This is a genomic window from Pseudarthrobacter sp. 902506025, from assembly GCF_040702325.1.
Taxonomy (GTDB): domain Bacteria; phylum Actinomycetota; class Actinomycetes; order Actinomycetales; family Micrococcaceae; genus Arthrobacter.
Map to the genome: position 1 here is coordinate 30,487 of NZ_JBFBKW010000003.1, position 18,798 is coordinate 49,284.

Genomic DNA, 18,798 nt, shown 5'->3' on the forward strand with positions numbered 1-18,798 from the left:
TGCCGCCGTTTGCCGCGCTCCGCTGCGTACGGCCCCGGCTATTTGGCCAGCCCCGGTTTTCCGAGCCTCCGGGCGGCCAGGAGCCACAGCAGGACCCAGGGCTCCCCCAGCACGCGGTAGGCCACTCGGCGGGGATGCAGGAGCAGGCGCCAGGCCCACTCCAGGCCCATCCTGCCCAGCCACCGGGGGGCCAGCTTCTGGACGCCCGCCAACTGCTCGATGGCGCCGCCCACGGCGCAGTACACGGCAGGCGGCATCTCAGCCAGCCGCCGCTGCAGCACTTCCTCCTGGAGCGGCATGCCCAGGCCAAGCAGGACAAGCTGCGGCTGTTCACGGTGCAGCCAGGCAACGGCTGCCTCCTCCAGCTCAGGACCCCATCCTTCACCGGGAAAGCCTGAGACGCGGGCGCCCGGAACGATGTCCTTCAGCCTGCTGACTGCCCCGGCGTTCGCTTCCGCACCGGCACCGATCACGGCAATCCGGTCAAGGCCGCGCACCTGGTCCAGCGCCGGCAGCCAGTCCGTTGAACCCAGCCGGTAATCCATGACGGGGCCTTCGGCGTTGCCGGTCCTCCCCCACAGCCACAGCACGGGTGCCCCGTCCAGGAGCACGACGTCGCTGTCCTCATAGAGGCGCCGGAATCCGTCGTCGGACAACGCCAGCGTCACGCTGTGCAGGTTGTGGCCCAGGACGGTACGGGTAGCGCCATCCGCCACGAAGCTGCTCAGTTCCGCCACCAGTTCGGGGACGCGCAGCGGCGTGGCGTGGACGTCCAGGACAGGGATCTGCTGGCGGTCCAGCGCCATCAAGGCTGCTGGTTCCCGGCCGGCGTGGCGGATTCCGTGGCCGGGCCGGTCACGGCGGACGACCCGGGCGCCTCAGGTGCGGCCCCGCCGTCGTCCTGTACGCCGGCTGCGCTTGACTGGCCGGCTTCCTCTTCTGCCATGGGGATCTCTCCCAGGCCCAGGACGCCCGGGACGTGCCCGCGGAGCTGGTCCAGGCTCACTGCCCCGTTGCGCACCACGCGCAGGATGGGGCCGGTGGCATCCACAATGGTGGACGGCACGCCGGCCTCGCCCTCTACGGGGCGCTGGCCGCCCTCCAGGTACACCTCGACGGAATCAGCAAGCTGTTCCCGGGCGGCAGCAGCAGTCTGGGCCGGTGCGTGGCCGGTGCGGTTTGCCGAGGACACGGCAAGCGGGCCGGTCAAGGTCAGCAGTTCCAGGGCCACCTCGTCGGCAGGCATCCGGAGGGCCACGGTCCCCTTGGTTTCGCCCAGGTCCCAGTCCAGGGACGGCTGTGCGTGCAGGATCAGCGTCAGGCCTCCGGGCCAGAAGGCCTCGGCGAGTTTCCGTGCGTCGGCCGAGACCTCGGTGGCCAGGCCGTCCAGGGCGTTGATCCGCGGAATCAGGACGGGCGGCGGCATGGTGCGGCTGCGTCCCTTGGATACCAGCAGCATGGTGACGGCCTGCGGCGAGAACGCGTCCGCGCCGATCCCGTAGACGGTGTCCGTGGGGAGCACGACGCACTTCTTTTCACTGATGGCGCGCTGGGCATGTTCCAGCCCCCGGGCCCGCTCGTCGTCGATGGTGCAGTCATAAGTTGTGGTCACTGGCCCATTCTTTCATTCCGTGCGGAGTCCTCCACGAGCACGGCGCTGGTGGCGCGCTCCTTGCCGTTGAGGTCCAGGTGCGTTGTGATGGCTGTCCAGGTTCCGGTCTTTGCGAGCATGGCGGCAATCCAGCCGGCCTGGACTTCTGCGTGTTCCATGACGAAGTAGCCCCCCGGCCGCAGCAGCCGGGCAGCGGAGGCCGCTGCCGCCGTCGGAAGTTCCATGCCGTCCGCTCCCCCGCCGTACAAAGCCTCCGGCGGATCGTGCAGGGCTACTTCGGGTTCGTTGGGGATGGCTTCGGCGGGGATGTACGGAGGGTTGGAAACCACGACGTCGACGCTTCCGTTGAGCTCCATGAAGGCGTCGCGCAGGTCCCCCAGGACAAGGTTGACGCCCAGGGGCGCCAGGTTCTTCGCCGCCCAGGCGTGCGCGAACGGGCTGAATTCGACAGCGTGCACCTCGGATCCGGGAAGCTCGGAGGCGAGCGAACCGGCGATGGCGCCGGACCCCGTCCCAAGGTCCACGATGCGGGGACTGTCCATGCCGCGGACATGGTCGATGGCCAGCTGGACCACCGATTCGGTCTCCGGACGCGGAATGAAAACCCCCGGCCCCACCGCCAACTCCAGGTAGCGGAAATATGCCACTCCGGTGATGTGCTGCAGCGGGATCCGGCGCGCACGTTCGGCCACCAGCTCGGCATACCCCTGCGGTGCGGGAGTGTCGCCAAGCATCAGGGAGCGCAGGCGTCCCAGCCCGACGTTCAGGAGGTGGTCCGCCAGGAGCTCCGCGTCGGCGCGGGGGCTGGGGACCCCGGCCTCAGCCAGCAGTGCGGCAGCCTCACGGACAGCTGCAGCCAGTGTCTGGGTCTGGGCAGGCACCGCGGAGGTGGGCTCGGTCATGGGTGGCAGCTTCCGATCAGTCGCCGATGGCGTCCAGCCGCGCCTGCTCGTCCATTTCGATCGCCGACTGGATGACCGGTTCCAGGTCGCCGTTCATGACCTGGTCCAGGTTGTAGGCCTTGTAGCCGGTGCGGTGGTCGGCGATCCGGTTTTCCGGATAGTTGTACGTGCGGATGCGCTCGGAGCGGTCCATGGTGCGGATCTGCGACTTGCGCTGTTCCGAGTTGGCGGCGTCGATCTGCTCCTGCTGGTGCGCCAGGATGCGGGCACGGAGGACGCGCATGCCGGCCTCACGGTTCTGCAGCTGGGATTTCTCGTTCTGCATGGCCACCACAATGCCGGTGGGAAGGTGCGTGATGCGCACAGCGGAGTCCGTGGTGTTCACGGACTGGCCACCCGGGCCCGAGGACCGGTATACGTCGATTTTGAGGTCGTTCTGGTTGATCTCGAGCTCTTCCGGCTCGTCCACTTCGGGCAGGACCAGCACGCCGGCAGCGGAGGTGTGGATGCGTCCCTGGGACTCGGTCACAGGCACGCGCTGGACGCGGTGCACGCCGCCTTCGAACTTGAGCCGGGCGTAGACGCCCTCAGCGGGGTCGTTCGAGTTGCCTTTGACGGCCACCTGGACGTCCTTGTAGCCGCCCAGGTCCGACTCCGTGGCGGAGATGATTTCGGTCTTCCAGCCGCGGGACTCCGCGTAGCGGGTGTACATGCGCAGCAGGTCGCCGGCGAACAGGGCAGCCTCGTCGCCACCTTCGCCGCCCTTGACCTCGAGGATCACGTTGCGGGCGTCGTCCGGATCGCGCGGAATCAGCAGGCGCCGCAGCTTGGCGGCAGCAGTCTCCAGCGCGGCCTCGAGTTCAGGCACCTCGGCAGCGAACTCGGGATCCTCGGCAGCCATCTCCTTGGCGGCAGCAAGGTCATCCCGGATGCCTTCCCACTTGTGGTAGGCCTCAACAATGCCATTGAGCTGAGCCGACCGCCGCCCCAGCTTCCGGGCAAGCCGCTGGTCAGCATAAACAGCAGGATCCCCCAGCTGCGCCTGGATGGAGTCATGCTCATCAAGCAGGCCCTGTACGGACTCAAACATTTTTCAAAACCTTTCGTTCTGCACCTAGTTTAGTCAGGCACAGGAATCCAACCCCAAAGCATGCGGGGCACCCGGTGAGCTGGCGCCGGCCGCGTGGATTTTCCGCCCCGGGAGTGGCATCGGGCCTGCCGGAGCGTGGCGGCTCACGTCCGTCAGGACTGAGCCGCCACGCGAAGGGGCGGGGGCGGAAAATCCGCGCGGCCCCCAAGCCGCGGGATTTTCCGGCACCCCGCCCCTTTACTCAGCTACTTGTCGTTATCCGACTTCGCACCAAGCGTCGTCTTCTGGACCTGCATGAGGAACTCGACGTTGCTCTGGGTTTCCCGGATCTTGTTGGTGAGCAGTTCAAGGCTCTGCTGGGTCTCGAGTCCGGAGAGGACGCGGCGCAGCTTCCACATGATCTTGACTTCTTCGGGCGAGAGCAGGTTCTCTTCGCGGCGGGTACCGGATGCGTTGACATCCACGGCCGGGAAGATGCGCTTGTCTGCCAGCTGGCGGGACAGGCGTAGTTCCATGTTGCCGGTGCCCTTGAACTCTTCGAAGATGACCTCGTCCATCTTGGAGCCGGTCTCAACGAGGGCGGTGGCCAGGATGGTGAGCGAGCCGCCGTTTTCGATGTTGCGGGCGGCACCGAAGAAGCGCTTGGGCGGGTAGAGGGCTGCGGAGTCCACACCACCGGACAGGATGCGGCCGGAGGCCGGTGCTGCCAGGTTGTAGGCACGGCCCAGGCGGGTCATGGAGTCCAGCAGGACCACCACGTCCATGCCCATTTCCACGAGGCGCTTGGCGCGTTCGATGGACAGTTCGGCCACGGTGGTGTGGTCGTCTGCGGGACGGTCGAAGGTGGAGGCAATGACCTCACCCTTGACGGTGCGCTGCATGTCCGTGACTTCTTCGGGCCGTTCGTCAACCAGCACCATCATGAGGTGGACCTCAGGGTTGTTGGTGGTGATCGCGTTGGCGATGGACTGCAGGATGAGCGTCTTGCCGGCCTTGGGCGGGGAGACGATCAGGCCACGCTGGCCCTTGCCGATCGGGGCGACGAGGTCGATGACGCGGGGGCCGATCTTCTTGGGATCGGTCTCGAGGCGCAGGCGCTCCGACGGGTACAGCGGAACCAGCTTGGCGAATTCGACGCGGTCCTTGAGTTCTTCCGGCGTCTTGCCGTTAACGGACGTGACGCGGACCAGGGCGTTGAACTTCTGGCGGTTGGACTGCTGGCTGCGGTCTTCGCCTTCGCGCGGTGCACGGATTGCGCCTACCACGGCGTCACCCTTGCGCAGGTTGTACTTCTTGACCTGGGCCAGGGAGACGTAGACGTCGTTGGGGCCGGGCAGGTAGCCGGAGGTGCGGATGAACGCGTAGTTCTCCAGGACGTCGAGGATGCCGGCGACCGGCAGCAGCACGTCGTCGTCGGTAACCTCGACGTCGTCTACGTCCGGACCCTGGTTGCGGCCGCGGCGGCGGTCGTTGCGGTCGCGGAAGCGGTCGTTGCGCGAGTTGTCCCGGTCCTGGCCGCCGGAACGGTCGTTGCGGTCATTCCGGTCGCGGCGGTTACGGCGGTTGCGGCGGCTTCCGCCGTCGGCGTCGTCGTTGTCGCGGTTGTCCCGGCCGCCATCGCGCTGGCCGGCTTCGCGGCTGCCGGCATTGTCGCGGCCGCCATCGGAATCGCGGGTGTTGTCACGGCCGCGGGTGCGGCCGCCGTCACGGCGTTCGGTGCGCTGGCCGGCGTCCCCTGCTTCTGCGGGGGTTTCGGTGCGCTGTTCACCTGCCCGCTGTTCGCCTGCACGCTGTTCCGCGGCCGGCTGCTCTGCCGGGGTTTCCACCGGGGCTTCCTGGACGGAGGCGGCAGCGGCTTCGCCGCGGCGGCGGTTGCGGGTGCGCGGCTGGCGGCGCTCGGGGGCGCCTTCCGTTGCCTCGGTGGTTTCCGCGGGGGCGGCCGACGGCGCCTCGACGGCTGCAGCGGCAGGTGCGGCAGCGGTTTCCACGACGGGAGCTTCGGTTGCCGGGGCAACCACGCCGTCACTGACAGCACGGCGGCTGCGGCCGCGGCCGCGGGCACGGGTGCCTTCAGCGGCAGGAGCTTCCGCGGCAGCGGCCTCCGGAGCGGCCGCGGCAGGAGCCACGCTGCTTTCCGGAGCCTTTTCCGTTGCCTTCGCAGGAGTCTTGACGGTCAGGGTCCCTGCGCGGTGGGCGGAGATGGCCGAAACCAGGTCCCCCTTGCGCATGCGGGAGCCGCCGGAGATACCGAGCTGGCTGGCGAGGGCCTGCAGCTGGGCGAGCTTCAGGCCGGCGAGGCCACTGCTCTTGGCGGGTGCGGCCGATGATTCGGCAGCAGAAGTTGTGTGTTCCACAGCTGGCGACAGCTCAGTGGTTTCGGTCACGAAGGATCCTTCCCCCTCGACGGCGTCCAGACTGGGAGCTGGACGCGATGATTTGATCTGGGCTGCAGTTCAGATCTGCAGCCGGATTTCAGCCTTGCCGGTTGGATTTCGGCCAGCAGGGCCGGATACTGATTCACCTTGCGCTGCGCCCACGGCGCAACGCCTGACTGACGCTTCAGGGGCAGTTGGATGCTGCAGATTCCTGCGACAGACCAAGCAGGTGGCACCGGAATACATTCACAGTGGTAGATCAAACAGCAACTGAATGCAGGAGCAGATCAGATAGGCGGAATTACCGCCGGTGCACGTCCACCTTAGCACCTTCAACGTCCACTGCGAGCTTCAGCACGCGCCAGCCAATGTCCGGCGTGTTCTCCGATGTAAAGGCCTCAATGAAGGCCAGTGCATCACTGGCCTGCGCTTCGCCATTGGCCAGCACCAGGACGGTTGGCCCGGCGCCGGAAACCACTGCTGCGTAGCCTGCTTTACGGAGGGCGCCGATGAGCGCCGCGCTGGGCCGCATGGCTTCCGCCCGGTAGCTCTGGTGCAGGTAGTCCTCGGTGCCCGGCAGGAGAAACTCAGGCTTTTGCGTCAATGCATGGATCAGCAGCGCCGCACGGCCCGAATTCATGGCCGCCGCATGGTGTCCCACTGATGCGGGCAGCAGGGCGCGGGCGGCTTCGGTGGACAGTTCGAAGTCGGGTACCGCCACGATGGGGATGATCGAACCGGTCACGGTGGCAGTGGTGCTGCTGTACTGCTCACTGTCCTGCCATGACAGCGCCAGTCCGCCGAAAATCGCGGGTGCGACGTTGTCCGGGTGGCCTTCCATTTCGCTGGTGAGCTGCAGGATCCAGTCGCGGCCGCGCTGGTTTTCCCCTGGAACCATGGCATTGGCGGCAGACACAGCCGCCACGACCGCCGAGGCGGACGAGCCCAGTCCCCTGCCGTGCGGGTTGACGTTTTCGGCAGTCACCTTCAGGCCGCCGTGGCGGAATCCCAGCCGTTCAAAGGCCGCATCCATGGCCCGGATCACCAGGTGGCTGGCATCCCGGGGAAGGGTTTCCGCCCCTTCGCCGCGCAGGTCAAAGACGAGTTCGTCCGTGTCCAGGCTTTCCACGGTCAGGGTGTCGTGCAGGGCCAGGGCAAGCCCCAGGCTGTCGTAGCCGGGACCAAGGTTGGCCGTGGTGGCGGGGACGCGGACGGTGACACGCTGGCCCGGCTCAATCAGTTGCAGTCCGACGGCGGCCTGCGAGGTGGTGTCCAAGGTTATTTTTCTTCCAGTCCCAGCTCAGCGGCTACGGTGACGACGTCGTTGGGGACCTTGACCGGCTGGACATCGCTGCCGTCCTCGGTGCGCAGGGCCCACTGGGGATCCTTGAGTCCGTGGCCTGTGACGGTGATGACGATGGTTTTTCCGCTGGGGACCTCGCCGGCGGCGTGCTTCTTGAGCAGTCCGGCCACGCCTGCGGCGGAACCGGGCTCCACGAAGACGCCTTCCTTGGACGACAGCCAGCGGTGGGCGTTCAGGATCTCCTCATCGGTGACGGCCTCGATGAGCCCGCCGGATTCGTCACGGGCGCCGACGGCACCGTCCCAGGACGCCGGGTTTCCAATGCGGATGGCGGTGGCGATGGTGTCCGGTTCCGTGATGGGGTGGCCTGCGACGAAGGGGGCGGCACCGGCGGCCTGGAAGCCCCACATGGCAGGTGTCCTGGTGGATACGGCGGGAAGGGTGCCGGCCGTCTCCGATTCGAAGGGAGCGGAGTACTCTTTGTAGCCCTTCCAGTAGGCCGTGATGTTGCCGGCGTTGCCCACGGGCAGAACGTGGATGTCCGGTGCGTCGCCCAGGGAATCGACCACTTCGAAGGCGCCGGTCTTCTGGCCCTGGATGCGGGCGGGATTTACCGAGTTCACCAGGAAGACGGGGTAGGACTCCCCCAGCTTGCGGGCGATGTCCAGGCAGTTGTCGAAGTTGCCGTCGACCTGGAGCAGGGTGGCCCCGTGGGCGATCGCCTGGCTGAGCTTGCCCATGGAGATCTTGCCTTCGGGCACCAGCACCGCGCACTTGAGGCCGGCGGCCGTGGCGTAGGCAGCAGCAGAGGCGGACGTGTTGCCGGTGGAAGCGCACACAACGGCCTTCGCGCCGGAGGCAACTGCTGCCGTCATCGCCATGGTCATGCCACGGTCCTTGAAGGAGCCGGTGGGGTTCATGCCTTCCACCTTGAGGTAGACCTCGGAACCGGTGAGTTCGGAGAGCTTCTGCGCGTGCACCAGCGGGGTGCCGCCCTCGCCCAGGGTGATGACCCTGGTGGACTCCGTCACGGGCAGACGGTCAGCGTATTCGCGGATGACACCGCGCCATTGGTGAGCCACTTAGACTCCTTCTACCCGCAAAACGGATGTAACTGAATTGATGACGTCCAGGCTCTTCACGGCCTCGACGGTGGCTGCAAGGGCAGCCTCTGACGCACGGTGGGTGACGATCCGCAGTTCGGCCGACTCCACGTTGGAAGCTGAATCGCGGTGGATGGTCTGCCGCATGATTTCGATGGAGACGCCGTGCTCGGCGAAGAGCTGGGCGATCTTTGCCAGGACGCCGGGCTGGTCGGCGACGTCCAGACCAATGTAGTAACTCGTGGTGGCCGCGTCGATGGGCAGCGCGGGAACGTGGCCCGTGGTGGTTTCGGTGCGGCCGGGACCGCCCAGGACCAGGCGCCTGGCTGCTGACACGAGGTCGCCCAGGACAGCGGATGCCGTCGGGGTGCCCCCGGCGCCCTGGCCGTAGAACATCAGCTCTCCGGCGTTTTCGGCCTCGATGAATACCGCGTTGAAGGCACCGCGGACGGCGGCCAGCGGGTGTTCGCGCGGCAGCAGGGTGGGGTGCACGCGGACGGACACGCCTTCCTTGCCGTCGGCGTCGGTCAGTTTCTCCGCGATGGCCAGCAGCTTGATGACGAAGCCGGCGTCCTTTGCGGCGGCGATGTCCGAAGCACTGACGGACGTGATTCCCTCGCAGTGGACATCGTCCAGCGCAAAGCGGGTGTGGAAGGACAGTGACGCGAGGATGGCGGCTTTCGCCGCGGCGTCGTGGCCTTCGACGTCGGCAGTGGGGTCCGCTTCCGCGTAGCCAAGGCGCTGGGCTTCGGCGAGGGCATCGGCGAACTGGGCGCCGGTGGTGTCCATCTGGTCAAGGATGAAGTTGGTGGTGCCGTTGACGATGCCCAGCACCCGGGTGATGCGGTCGCCCGAGAGGCTGTCGCGGATGGGGCGCAGGATCGGGATGGCGCCGGCCACCGCGGCCTCGTAGGACAGCTGGACGCCCGCCTTGTCCGCCTCTTCGTAGAGGGTGGGGCCGTCCTGGGCCAGGAGTGCCTTGTTGCCGGTGACAACGCAGGCGCCGTTGCGCAGCGCGGAGAGGATCAGGGTGCGGGCCGGCTCGATGCCGCCCATCAGTTCGATCACCAGGTCCGCGTCCTTGACGAGGGTTTCGGCGTCGGTGGTGAAGAGCTCCTGCGGCAGGTCCACGTCGCGGGCAGCGTTGACGTTGCGCACGGCGATGCCGCTGAGCTGCAGGCGGGCACCGGTGCGGGCAGCGAGGGCGTCGGCGTCCTCAATGAGGATCCGCGCAACCTGGGCTCCAACGTTGCCACAGCCCAGCAGGGCTACTTTCAGCGTTCGCATTTCCGTCATTCAGGCTCCCATGTCGCGGTTCAGCAGATCTTCTTCGGTTTCCCCGCGGACAATCAGCCGGGAAGATCCGTCGCGCACCGCGACAACGCCCGGCCGGGCCAGATAGTTGTAGTTGCTCGAGAGGGCCCAGCAGTAGGCGCCGGTTCCCGGTACAGCAAGCAGATCACCGGCTGCCACGTCCTCGGGCAGATATACATCTCTAACAACTATGTCGCCGCTCTCGCAATGTTTGCCCACTACGCGGGACAGCTGCGGGGCGGCGCTGGAGGTGCGGGAGGCCAGGACTGCCGAATAATCCGCGTCGTACAGCACCGGGCGGGCGTTGTCGCTCATGCCGCCGTCCACCGAAACATACCGGCGGGGATACGTAACGTTGTTGCCCGCGTCACCGTCACCGGACGTACCGGGTGCGTCCACGCGGACCGTCTTCAGCGTGCCCACTTCATACAGGGTGAAGGTAGTGCTGCCAACGATCGCGCGTCCCGGTTCAATGGAGATGCGCGGCGCGTCGATGCCCAGTTCGGCGCAGGTGGAACGCACAACGGCGGCCATCGCGTTGGCGATCTCCGCGGCAGGGCGCGGGGTGTCCACCGGCGTGTAGGCGATCCCGTAGCCGCCGCCAAGGTCCAGTTCCGGCAGTGTGATGGAGTACTTTTCCTGCATGGCGGCCAGGAAGCGCAGCAGCTTCTCGGCGGCCAGCGCAAAGCCGTCCGGCTCGAAGATCTGGGAGCCAATGTGGCAGTGCAGGCCCAGCAACTCGATACCGGGATGCGCTGATGCAGCGGCCACCGCTTCCTCGGCAGCGGAGATCCCCGCTTCATCGGTGGTGTCGGCGGCCATGGACAGGCCGAACTTCTGGTCCTCGTGGGCGGTGGCAATGAATTCGTGCGTGTGGGCATGCACGCCGGGGGTGAGCCGCAGCATGACCTTCGCCTGCTCCCCGCGCCCCTGCGCGATCGCACCGACGCGCACGAGCTCATCGAGGCTGTCCACCACGATCCGCCCCAGGCCCATGTCAAGCGCCCTGTGGATCTCGCCGTCGGACTTGTTGTTGCCGTGCAGGGCGACGTCCGCCCCGGGAATTCCGGCCCGGTAGGCCACGGCGAGTTCCCCGCCCGAGGCCGTGTCCAGCCGCAGCCCCTCTTCCTCCACCCAGCGGACCACCGCGGTGCAGAGGAACGACTTGCCGGCGTAGTAGACATCCACTCCCCCGCAGATATCCGCGAAGGCGTTGTTGAACGCGTCGCTGAATGCCCTGGCCCGGGCACGGAAGTCGTTCTCGCTCATCACGAACAGCGGGGTCCCGTATTGCCGCTGCAACTCGCTGACGGGGATGCCGCCAATGGCGAGTTCACCGTCGGCGTTGCGCGCTGCGTCGCCGGCCCACATCGGTTCGTGGAGGGCATTGAGGTCATCCGGAACGGCAAGCCACTCCGGGGCAAGCGGAGAGCCCTGTGCTGCTGTGTGCGTCATGGGTCCTACATCCGTTCCGGCGCGGAAACGCCCAGCAGGTCAAGGCCGTTCGCCAACACCTGGCTGGTGGCGTCATTAAGCCAGAGCCGGGTGCGGTTGAGGTCCGTGACGGGTTCTTCACCCATGGGGGCAATACGGCAGGCGTCGTACCAGCGGTGGTACGCCCCTGCGATGGCCTCCAGGTGGCGCGCCACGCGGTGCGGTTCGCGCAGTTCGGCAGCCTTGGCCACGATGGACGGGTAGCTGCCCAGGTAGGACAGCAGCTCGTTTTCCGTGGCGTGGTCCAGGAGCGACGCATCGAAGCTGTCCTGGCCGTCCACCTGGCGTTCGACGCCGGCGGCCACAGCGTTGCGCGCGGCGCCCCGGGAACGGGCGTGGGCGTACTGGACGTAGAACACCGGGTTCTCGTTGCTGTGCTTCTTCAGCAGTTCCGGATCAAGGGTCAGCGGCGAGTCGGCGGGGAACCGTGCCAGGGAGTAGCGGACGGCGTCCTTGCCCAGCCAGTCGATCAGGTCCTTGAGTTCGATGATGTTGCCGGCGCGCTTGGACAGCTTGGCGCCGTTGACGGACACCAGCTGGCCGATCAGGACTTCGATGTTCACCTCGGGATCGTCACCGGCAGCGGCGGCGATGGCCTTGAGCCGGTTGATGTAGCCGTGGTGGTCGGCGCCCAGGAGGTAGATCTTCTCCGTGAAGCCACGGTCCTTCTTGGACAGGTAGTAGGCAGCGTCCGCGGCGAAGTACGTGGGCTCGCCGTTGGCGCGGATCATGACGCGGTCCTTGTCGTCGCCAAAGTCCGTGGTCCGCAGCCACACCGCACCGCCGTCGTCGAACACGTGGCCCTGCTCGCGAAGGCGCGCCACGGCACTCTCAATGGCGCCGGCGTCGTGCAGCTCCTGCTCGGAGAAGAAGACGTCGAACTCGACGCCGAAGTCCGCCAGGGTGGCCTTGATGTCCTTCATCTGGGCCTCGTAGGCGGCGGCCCGGATGACCGGCAGGGCGGCCACTTCGGTGAGCTCACGGATGTCCGGGTGCGCGGTGAGGACTTCATGGCCAAGCTCGGCGATGTACTGCCCGGGGTAGCCGCCGTCCGGCACCGGAAGGCCGTGCAGGCGGGAGTAGACGGAGTTGGCGAAGGTGTTCATCTGCGAGCCGGCGTCGTTGATGTAGTACTCCGCGGTGACATCAGCGCCCGAAGCGCGCAGCACGCGGGCGATCGAGTCGCCCAGGGCGGCCCAGCGGGTGTGCCCGATGTGCAGCGGCCCGGTGGGGTTGGCGGAGACGAACTCCATGTTGACGGTGCGCCCGGCGAGCGCAGTGTTGGTGCCGTAGTCCTTGCCGGCCTCGACGATGGCCTTGGCCAGGGCACCGGCGGCTGCGGCGTCCACGGTGATGTTCAGGAATCCGGGCCCGGCGATATCCACGGCGGAGACGCCGTCGATGGACTTGAGCCGGCTGCTGAGGACGGCGGCGAATTCGCGCGGATTGGTGCCCGCCTGCTTGGCGAGCTGGAGGGCGATGTTGGTGGCCCAGTCGCCGTGGTCCCGGTTCTTGGGTCGCTCCACGCGCACCTCAGCCGGAATGGCTGATGCCGCAAGGTCGATATCGCCGGCGGCGACGGCGTCCTTGAGGCAGGCGGATATGGCGAGGGAAAGTTCTTCGGGAGTCACCCCTCTAGCGTACCGGGGGCCAGAGACAGCAAAGAATTTGGGCTGTGCGTGCCCCCGGCGGAGTGCAAAAGAAATCTTCCGGGCCGGTTCCGTGAACCATTCGGGCGGATCCGGCGTTGACTAAACCGTAGCCACTGCCGCACGGCGCCGCCCCACAGCAGGTGGCAGCTCCACGGAAGTGAACAGCCCACAGAGAAACGAGCGCGTTCATGAGACCCTCCATCCCTAAAAGCCCCGTCACTCCCGGGAGTACTTTTGCCTTAAAGGGCCCTTCTGTTTCCACAGTCCTGCTCCGGAGAAGCCTCTTCGCCGGTATCGCAGGGCTGTCCCTGGCGGGAACCGTGGCGGGCTGCGCGCCGTCCACCGCCGACAGCACCCCCGGCACTGCCGCGGCCCCGGGCGCCCCCACTGCCGGATCCTCCGCCCTGGCCGGCAGCGGCGGCACCTACAAAGACGGCACCTACAGTGCGGACGGCAACTACGTCTCGCCCAACGGCACGGAAACGGTGGGTGTGCAGCTGACGCTGGCAGCGGGAAAAGTCACGGACGTCCAGATCACCCAGCACCCGTCCAATCCCAACACCCGCAAATTCCAGGGCCAGTTCGCCGGGGGCATCTCAGCCCAGGTGGTGGGCAGGAACATCGATGAACTCAACGTTTCCAAGGTGTCCGGGTCCTCACTGACCAGCGGAGGGTTCAACCAGGCGTTGGAGAAGATCAAGGCGGAGGCGCACTAGGCGGTGTCCGCGACGGACCGGGAGGACTTTTCGTTCCAGGGGATCGGCACCGGCTGGCACATCACCACTCACCTGCCCTTGCCCGCAGCCGTGCGGACACGGGTCCTGGGCAGGGTGGAAAAGTTCGACGGCGAGTGGTCCCGTTTCCGTGCCGACTCCCGCGTTGCAGCCATGGCCCGACGGCCCGGACGCTACTCCTTCCCGGAGGAGGCCGCGCCACTGGGTGAGCTGTACCGGCAGCTTTACGACCTGACGAACGGCGCCATGACACCCCTCATAGGCGGGAGCCTGGAGCGCCTGGGGTATGACGCAGCGTACTCCCTCCGGGCAGCGGGGCCGCCGCTCCCGGCACCGGACTGGGAATCGGTCCTCACGTGGTCCGGAACGGTCCTGACTGCCGGCGCCCCGGTGGTCCTGGACATTGGCGCCGCCGGCAAGGGCCTGCTGGTGGACCTGCTGGCGCAGGAGCTGGCGGCCGCCGGTGTGGGCGGGTTCGTCATTGATGCCGGCGGGGACCTGCTGGCCCGCGGAACCGTACCCGTCAGCGTGGCGCTTGAACACCCCTACAACCCGGCACAGGCGATTGGCGTGGTGGACCTGGAGGGCCGGGCCCTGTGCGCGTCGGCCGCCAACCGGCGCGCCTGGGGCGACGGACTGCACCACGTCCTGGACGGAACCACCGGGCAGCCGGTCCGGACCGCCGTCGCCACCTGGGCACTGGCGGAGACGGCCATGGTTGCCGATGCCCTCGCCACCGCCCTCTTCTTCGTTCCGGGCGCACTGCTCCAGGAGGCGTTCGACTTTTCCTGGCTGACGGTCTTTTCCGACGGCAGCGCAGCCTATTCCGCCGAATTCGAAGGGAAGCTGTTCGCATGAGCCCCGTGGACACACCACAAACCGGTCCGGCCCCCTCCCTGACGGGCCGGATAAGCACCGCCGTGGGCAGGTTCACCATGTACCGGCTCATCCTTGTGGTCCTGGCAGTACTCGCCGCCTACAGCCTGCTGCTGAATGTGCTGGGCTGGCTGACGTTCGGAGTCCCGGAAATGCTGGCACACCTGGCGCTGTGCCTGGGCTTGACCTACGCCGCCAACCGGGCGCTGGCGGCACTCTTCCGGGTCAACCCCCATTCCGAGTCCTCGCTGATCACCGGGCTGCTGCTCTATTTCCTGTTCTGGCCGTCCCTGCAACCGAGGGACCTGGCGGGGGTGGCTCTGGCGTGCGTGCTGGCGTCGGCGTCCAAATACGCACTGGCGTGGCGCGGACGGCACATATTCAATCCCGCCGCGGCCGGCGCGTTTGCCACCGGACTCACCGGGCTGAACATCGCCACGTGGTGGGCCGCGACGGCGGCCATGCTCTGGGTGCTGGTCCCGGGCGTGCTGGTGGTCCTGCACCGGACACGCAAGGTGCTGATGGCATCCGTGTTCACGGGGGCAGCCACCGCGATCATTACCCTTGAACTGCTTCGCTCGGGGATGACGGCCGGGATGGGCGTCTGGCAGGCCCTCGCCCAGCGTCCTGTGCTCTTCTTTGTGGGCTTCATGCTGACCGAGCCCCTGACATTGCCGCCGCGGCGGCCCCAGCAGTTGGCACTTGCAGCTGTGGTTGGGGTGCTCTTCGCGGTGCCGTGGAACCTGGGCATTGTGGCCAACTCCCCGGAGGCGGCGCTGCTGGCGGGCAACCTGCTGGCTTTCCTGGCGGGCCAGCGCGGGGCCGTAAAGCTCCGGTTCGCAGGGAGCCGCCCGCTGACGCCCACCACCGCCGAGTTCTCGTTCGAGCCCGCCCGCCCGGTACGTTTCCTCCCCGGACAGTACATGGAGCTGGACCTGCCGCAGGCCAGGCCGGATGGAAAAGGCCGGCGCCGGGTGTTCAGCCTGACCGGCTCCCCCGGCGAGCGCCTGGTGAAATTTGGCGTCCGGACGGCGGGCCCTCTGTCTGCGGCAAAGGCGGCGCTCCTGGCGCTGCAGCCGGGGGACGAAGTGACAGCCACGGCGGTGGGCGGCGACTTCGTCCTGCCGCGGGATCCCCGCCGGCCGGTTCTGCTCATCGCGGCGGGCATCGGCATCACGCCATTTGTGTCCCACCTGTCTTCCGGGGCCCTGCGGGAGCGGGACGCTGTGCTCCTGCTCCTGGCCAGGAGCGCTGATGAGGTGGCCTACGCGGAAGAACTCGGGACGTCCGGCATGCGTGTACTGGTGCGGCTGGCGGATGGCTCCGACCCGCCTGCCGGCCTGGCCTCCGCGTCCGCCGGCGCGTCCGGCCGGCTGGATGGAACGGCGCTTGCAGCGCTTGTCCCGGATATCGACCGCCGGGAGGTTTACGTTTCCGGCTCGCCCGCAAGCGTCGCATCCCTCCGCCGCGCGGCCAGGCGGGCCGGGGCGCGGCGGGTCCGGACGGACTCTTTCTCGGGCTACTGAGGCTGCTTCGGCAACCACCCTGGACTGGTCCGGGCGGCGGTTTTCCCTTGCGGGCCACCTTCCTGCTAAGCTCTAGGACGTCCCGCCGGGAACGGCAGGATATCCGGAAATTGCCCTCGTAGCTCAGGGGATAGAGCGTCTGCCTCCGGAGCAGAAGGCCGTAGGTTCGAATCCTACCGAGGGCACATGGAAACCCCCGCCGCTTCTTGAAGCGGCGGGGGTTTTTCGTTCCCGTGCGTCCTGCCCCCTGCCGGTCCGGGCCGCCGGAAGGCGCCGGCTCAGAAACGCAGGGCTGCCTCGTCAAGGGTTGCCAGGGTCAGGACGGCTTCCTCTACCGTTTCGTGGTCCTCCAGCTCACGCTCAATCCGGCGCAGGGCCACCGCCACCTCGTGCTCCGGGTGGTCCCCCTCCAGATCCACCGCCGCCACCAGGTACAGCTTGCGCGGGCCGACGAATTCCAGGTGCAGGTAGGTGAGCCGGGCGATGTCGCGGTGCTCCAGCACCCGCCGGGCCATGGAGCGCTCGATGTCCGGGGTGACGCCCTGGCCCACCAGGAAGCGCCTGTTGCGGTCGATCAGGACAACCGCGACGACGGCGAGCAACACGCCGACGACGATCGAACCGATCGCGTCCGGCAGGGGCGAGCCGGTGACCTGGTGCAGGAATACGCCCACGAACGCCACCACGAGGCCGATCAGCGCGGCGGCATCCTCGGCGAAGACCGCGCGCAGGGTGGGATCGGAGCTGATCAGGACCTGTTCAAGGGTGTGCCGTTCCAGCTCGTGGGCCGCCTTCCGGGTCTGGCGGAACGCCTGGACGAAGGAGACTCCCTCGAAGACGAAGGCCACGGCAAGGACGATGTACGCCACGGTGAAGTCCGCAGCCGGTTCAGGGGCAATGATCTCCTGGATGCCGTGCATGATGGACACCACTGCCCCGGCGGTAAAAAGGCCGAACGCGGCGAACATCGACCAGACATAGGCTTCCCGGCCGTATCCCATGGGGTGGCTCTTGTCCCGCGGCCGGGCAGAGCGGCGCTCCGCGAAGAACAGGAACACCTGGTTTCCGGTATCCGCCCAGGAATGCGCTGCCTCCGCGGCCATCGAGGCCGAGCCGGAAAGGACAGCGGCCACTGACTTTGCCGCCGCCACGAGCACATTCGCCACGAAGGCGATGATGACAGTCAGCAGGGTGGAGCTGGATTTTGTTCGCTTTTCGGTTTCAGCCATGCGCCTACCGTACCCAGCCCTGCCCGCTCCAGCGCCCGGCGGCTGCTGAATTCGTGCCGGTGGCGTCCCTGTCATTGTCGGTGGCTCCTCTTAGGCTGATTTCACCTAGTTGAGGGGGTACGCCATGCACGTTCCATTCTGTTCAATCATTCCGCCGTACATGCTGCGGCGGCTGGCGCAGCAGGATGCGCCGGAGTTCTCGTCCGCGGCAAGCGCCGCCAGGAAGGCGCTGGGCCACGTCGAATCGTTCCAGGCTGCGCGTTCGCAGGCTGTTCCGGCCCTTCCGCCGGGCCTGCGGCCGGAAAAGCCAGGACCCGTCAACCGCGCCGTCTACGACGCCGGCGGGGACGAAACCCTCCCGGGCAGGCCTGCCCGCGAAGAAGGCGGACCCGCCACCGGCGATGCCGCTACGGACGAGGCCTATGACGGGCTGGGGAACACGCACAGGCTGTATGCCGACGCCTTCGGGCGGGATTCGGTGGACGGCCGAGGGCTGAAGCTGGACGCCACGGTGCACTTCGGCAAGCTGTACGACAATGCCTTCTGGAACGGCAGCCAGATGGTCTTCGGCGATGGCGACGGCGACGTCTTCGAGCGCTTCACCAAATCCGTCAGCGTCATCGGTCACGAGCTGGCACACGGGGTCACCCAGTACTCGGCGGGGCTTGTGTACCGCAACCAGGCGGGTGCCCTGAACGAATCCATGTCCGACGTCTTCGGCGCGCTCGTTGAGCAGTACGTCAAGAACCAGACCACCGCGCAGGCCAGCTGGCTGATCGGGGAAGGGCTCTTCACGTCCAAGGTCCAGGGGCGGGCCCTGCGGTCCATGAAGGCGCCGGGGACCGCGTACGACGACGACGTGCTGGGCAAGGACCCGCAGCCTGACTCCATGGACTCCTACGTCCGGACCAGCGCGGACAATGGCGGCGTACATATCAACTCCGGCATCCCCAACCGCGCCTTCTACCTGGTGGCGGAGGCACTGGGCGGCTGCGCGTGGGAGGCTCCGGGCCGGATCTGGTACGAGACCCTGACCAACGGTTCCCTGCCGCCCGCCGCCACGTTCACCGTCTTTGCCCGTGCCACGGTCCGCGCTGCCGCTGACCTTTTTGGTCCGGAGTCCCCGGAGCATGACGCCGTGGGGGCGGCGTGGGAAACTGTGAAGGTCAAGGTTTAACCACTGCCCGGCGGCCCACTCACTGGCCCCGGGCCGTATGGAAGCCCAGGGGCCAGGCCATGAAGATCAAGGTGGAGCGCACCGGCGGGATCGCGGCAATCACTCGCGTGTGGACGGTGGACGCCCGGACGGACAGCGACCTCAGCCAGTGGCAGCCCATTGTCGAGGCCTGCCCGTGGGATGCGGTTCCCAGCACTCCACGGGCAGCCGCGGCGGCCTTCGAGGCGCCCCGGCCGGACCGCTTCATCTACTCCATCACGGCCGGGCAGCGCAGGGCTGCCCTGCCCGAGCATGCCCTCACCGGTCCATGGCGCATCCTGGTTGATACCGCGCGGGCCGCCGCGGAGGAAGCCGGCGGACCACTTCCCGGCGCGGACACCGACGGGCCCGGCTGAGGGCGGGCGGCGGCCG

At 67.5% G+C, this 18,798-nt stretch carries 16 protein-coding genes and 1 tRNA gene; 6 read left to right on the forward strand and 11 right to left on the reverse strand.

The window, feature by feature from the left end:
- Positions 1–38: 38 nt before the first annotated feature.
- From AB0280_RS07400 to argS, 10 genes are all read right to left on the reverse strand, one after another.
- Positions 39–806, reverse strand: a complete 768-nt coding sequence (locus tag AB0280_RS07400) for a WecB/TagA/CpsF family glycosyltransferase (RefSeq protein ID WP_275181264.1) — start codon at positions 804–806, stop codon at positions 39–41.
- Positions 806–1,612: an L-threonylcarbamoyladenylate synthase gene (locus AB0280_RS07405; protein ID WP_159631640.1), complete on the reverse strand. Its 807-nt coding sequence runs from the start codon at positions 1,610–1,612 to the stop codon at positions 806–808. Before AB0280_RS07405 ends, AB0280_RS07400 begins: the two co-directional genes overlap by 1 nt.
- On the reverse strand, positions 1,609–2,514 hold the full coding sequence (prmC, locus tag AB0280_RS07410; RefSeq protein ID WP_366366698.1) for a peptide chain release factor N(5)-glutamine methyltransferase: 906 nt from the start codon (positions 2,512–2,514) through the stop codon (positions 1,609–1,611). The genes AB0280_RS07405 and prmC overlap by 4 nt, the downstream gene beginning before the upstream one ends.
- 16 nt (positions 2,515–2,530) lie before the next feature.
- Complete coding sequence (prfA, locus tag AB0280_RS07415; RefSeq protein ID WP_159631638.1) at positions 2,531–3,604, reverse strand: peptide chain release factor 1; 1,074 nt, start codon at positions 3,602–3,604, stop codon at positions 2,531–2,533.
- A 245-nt stretch (positions 3,605–3,849) separates the two neighbouring features.
- On the reverse strand, positions 3,850–5,988 hold the full coding sequence (gene rho, locus AB0280_RS07420) for a transcription termination factor Rho (RefSeq protein WP_307488500.1): 2,139 nt from the start codon (positions 5,986–5,988) through the stop codon (positions 3,850–3,852).
- 292 nt (positions 5,989–6,280) lie between these two features.
- Positions 6,281–7,255: a homoserine kinase gene (gene thrB, locus AB0280_RS07425; protein ID WP_224026470.1), complete on the reverse strand. Its 975-nt coding sequence runs from the start codon at positions 7,253–7,255 to the stop codon at positions 6,281–6,283.
- 2 nt (positions 7,256–7,257) lie between these two features.
- Entirely contained in the window at positions 7,258–8,364 is a 1,107-nt protein-coding gene (gene thrC / locus AB0280_RS07430) for a threonine synthase (RefSeq protein ID WP_224026471.1), read from the reverse strand.
- Positions 8,365–9,681, reverse strand: coding sequence for a homoserine dehydrogenase (locus AB0280_RS07435; protein ID WP_224026472.1), 1,317 nt, complete (start codon positions 9,679–9,681; stop codon positions 8,365–8,367).
- Positions 9,682–11,154, reverse strand: coding sequence for a diaminopimelate decarboxylase (lysA, locus tag AB0280_RS07440; RefSeq protein WP_366366701.1), 1,473 nt, complete (start codon positions 11,152–11,154; stop codon positions 9,682–9,684). It abuts the gene before it with no gap.
- A gap of 5 nt (positions 11,155–11,159) precedes the next feature.
- Complete coding sequence (gene argS, locus AB0280_RS07445; RefSeq protein WP_159631632.1) at positions 11,160–12,824, reverse strand: arginine--tRNA ligase; 1,665 nt, start codon at positions 12,822–12,824, stop codon at positions 11,160–11,162.
- A gap of 323 nt (positions 12,825–13,147) precedes the next feature.
- Between argS and AB0280_RS07450 the strand changes: the two genes are divergently transcribed.
- From AB0280_RS07450 to AB0280_RS07465, 4 genes are all read left to right on the forward strand, one after another.
- Positions 13,148–13,561 carry an FMN-binding protein gene (locus AB0280_RS07450; protein WP_224027173.1) on the forward strand — a complete coding sequence of 138 codons (414 nt, stop codon included), beginning with the start codon at positions 13,148–13,150 and terminating at the stop codon, positions 13,559–13,561.
- A gap of 3 nt (positions 13,562–13,564) precedes the next feature.
- A complete protein-coding gene (locus AB0280_RS07455) occupies positions 13,565–14,437 on the forward strand; it encodes an FAD:protein FMN transferase (protein WP_224026474.1) in 873 nt (290 codons plus the stop codon).
- Positions 14,434–15,981, forward strand: a complete 1,548-nt coding sequence (locus AB0280_RS07460) for a ferredoxin--NADP reductase (RefSeq protein WP_366366704.1) — start codon at positions 14,434–14,436, stop codon at positions 15,979–15,981. The genes AB0280_RS07455 and AB0280_RS07460 overlap by 4 nt, the downstream gene beginning before the upstream one ends.
- Before the next feature lie 112 nt (positions 15,982–16,093).
- Positions 16,094–16,166: transfer RNA gene (locus AB0280_RS07465), tRNA-Arg, on the forward strand.
- A 93-nt stretch (positions 16,167–16,259) separates the two neighbouring features.
- Here AB0280_RS07465 and AB0280_RS07470 read toward each other — a convergent pair.
- The gene (locus AB0280_RS07470) at positions 16,260–17,210 is read right to left on the reverse strand and encodes a cation diffusion facilitator family transporter (RefSeq protein WP_159631629.1); all 951 of its coding nucleotides are present in this window, start codon (positions 17,208–17,210) and stop codon (positions 16,260–16,262) included.
- Positions 17,211–17,334: 124 nt separating this feature from the next.
- Between AB0280_RS07470 and AB0280_RS07475 the strand changes: the two genes are divergently transcribed.
- Both AB0280_RS07475 and AB0280_RS07480 read left to right on the forward strand, forming a co-directional pair.
- On the forward strand, positions 17,335–18,387 hold the full coding sequence (locus AB0280_RS07475; RefSeq protein ID WP_275181254.1) for a M4 family metallopeptidase: 1,053 nt from the start codon (positions 17,335–17,337) through the stop codon (positions 18,385–18,387).
- Positions 18,388–18,446: 59 nt separating this feature from the next.
- Entirely contained in the window at positions 18,447–18,782 is a 336-nt protein-coding gene (locus AB0280_RS07480) for a protealysin inhibitor emfourin (protein ID WP_224026478.1), read from the forward strand.
- The last annotated feature ends 16 nt before the right edge of the window (positions 18,783–18,798 follow it).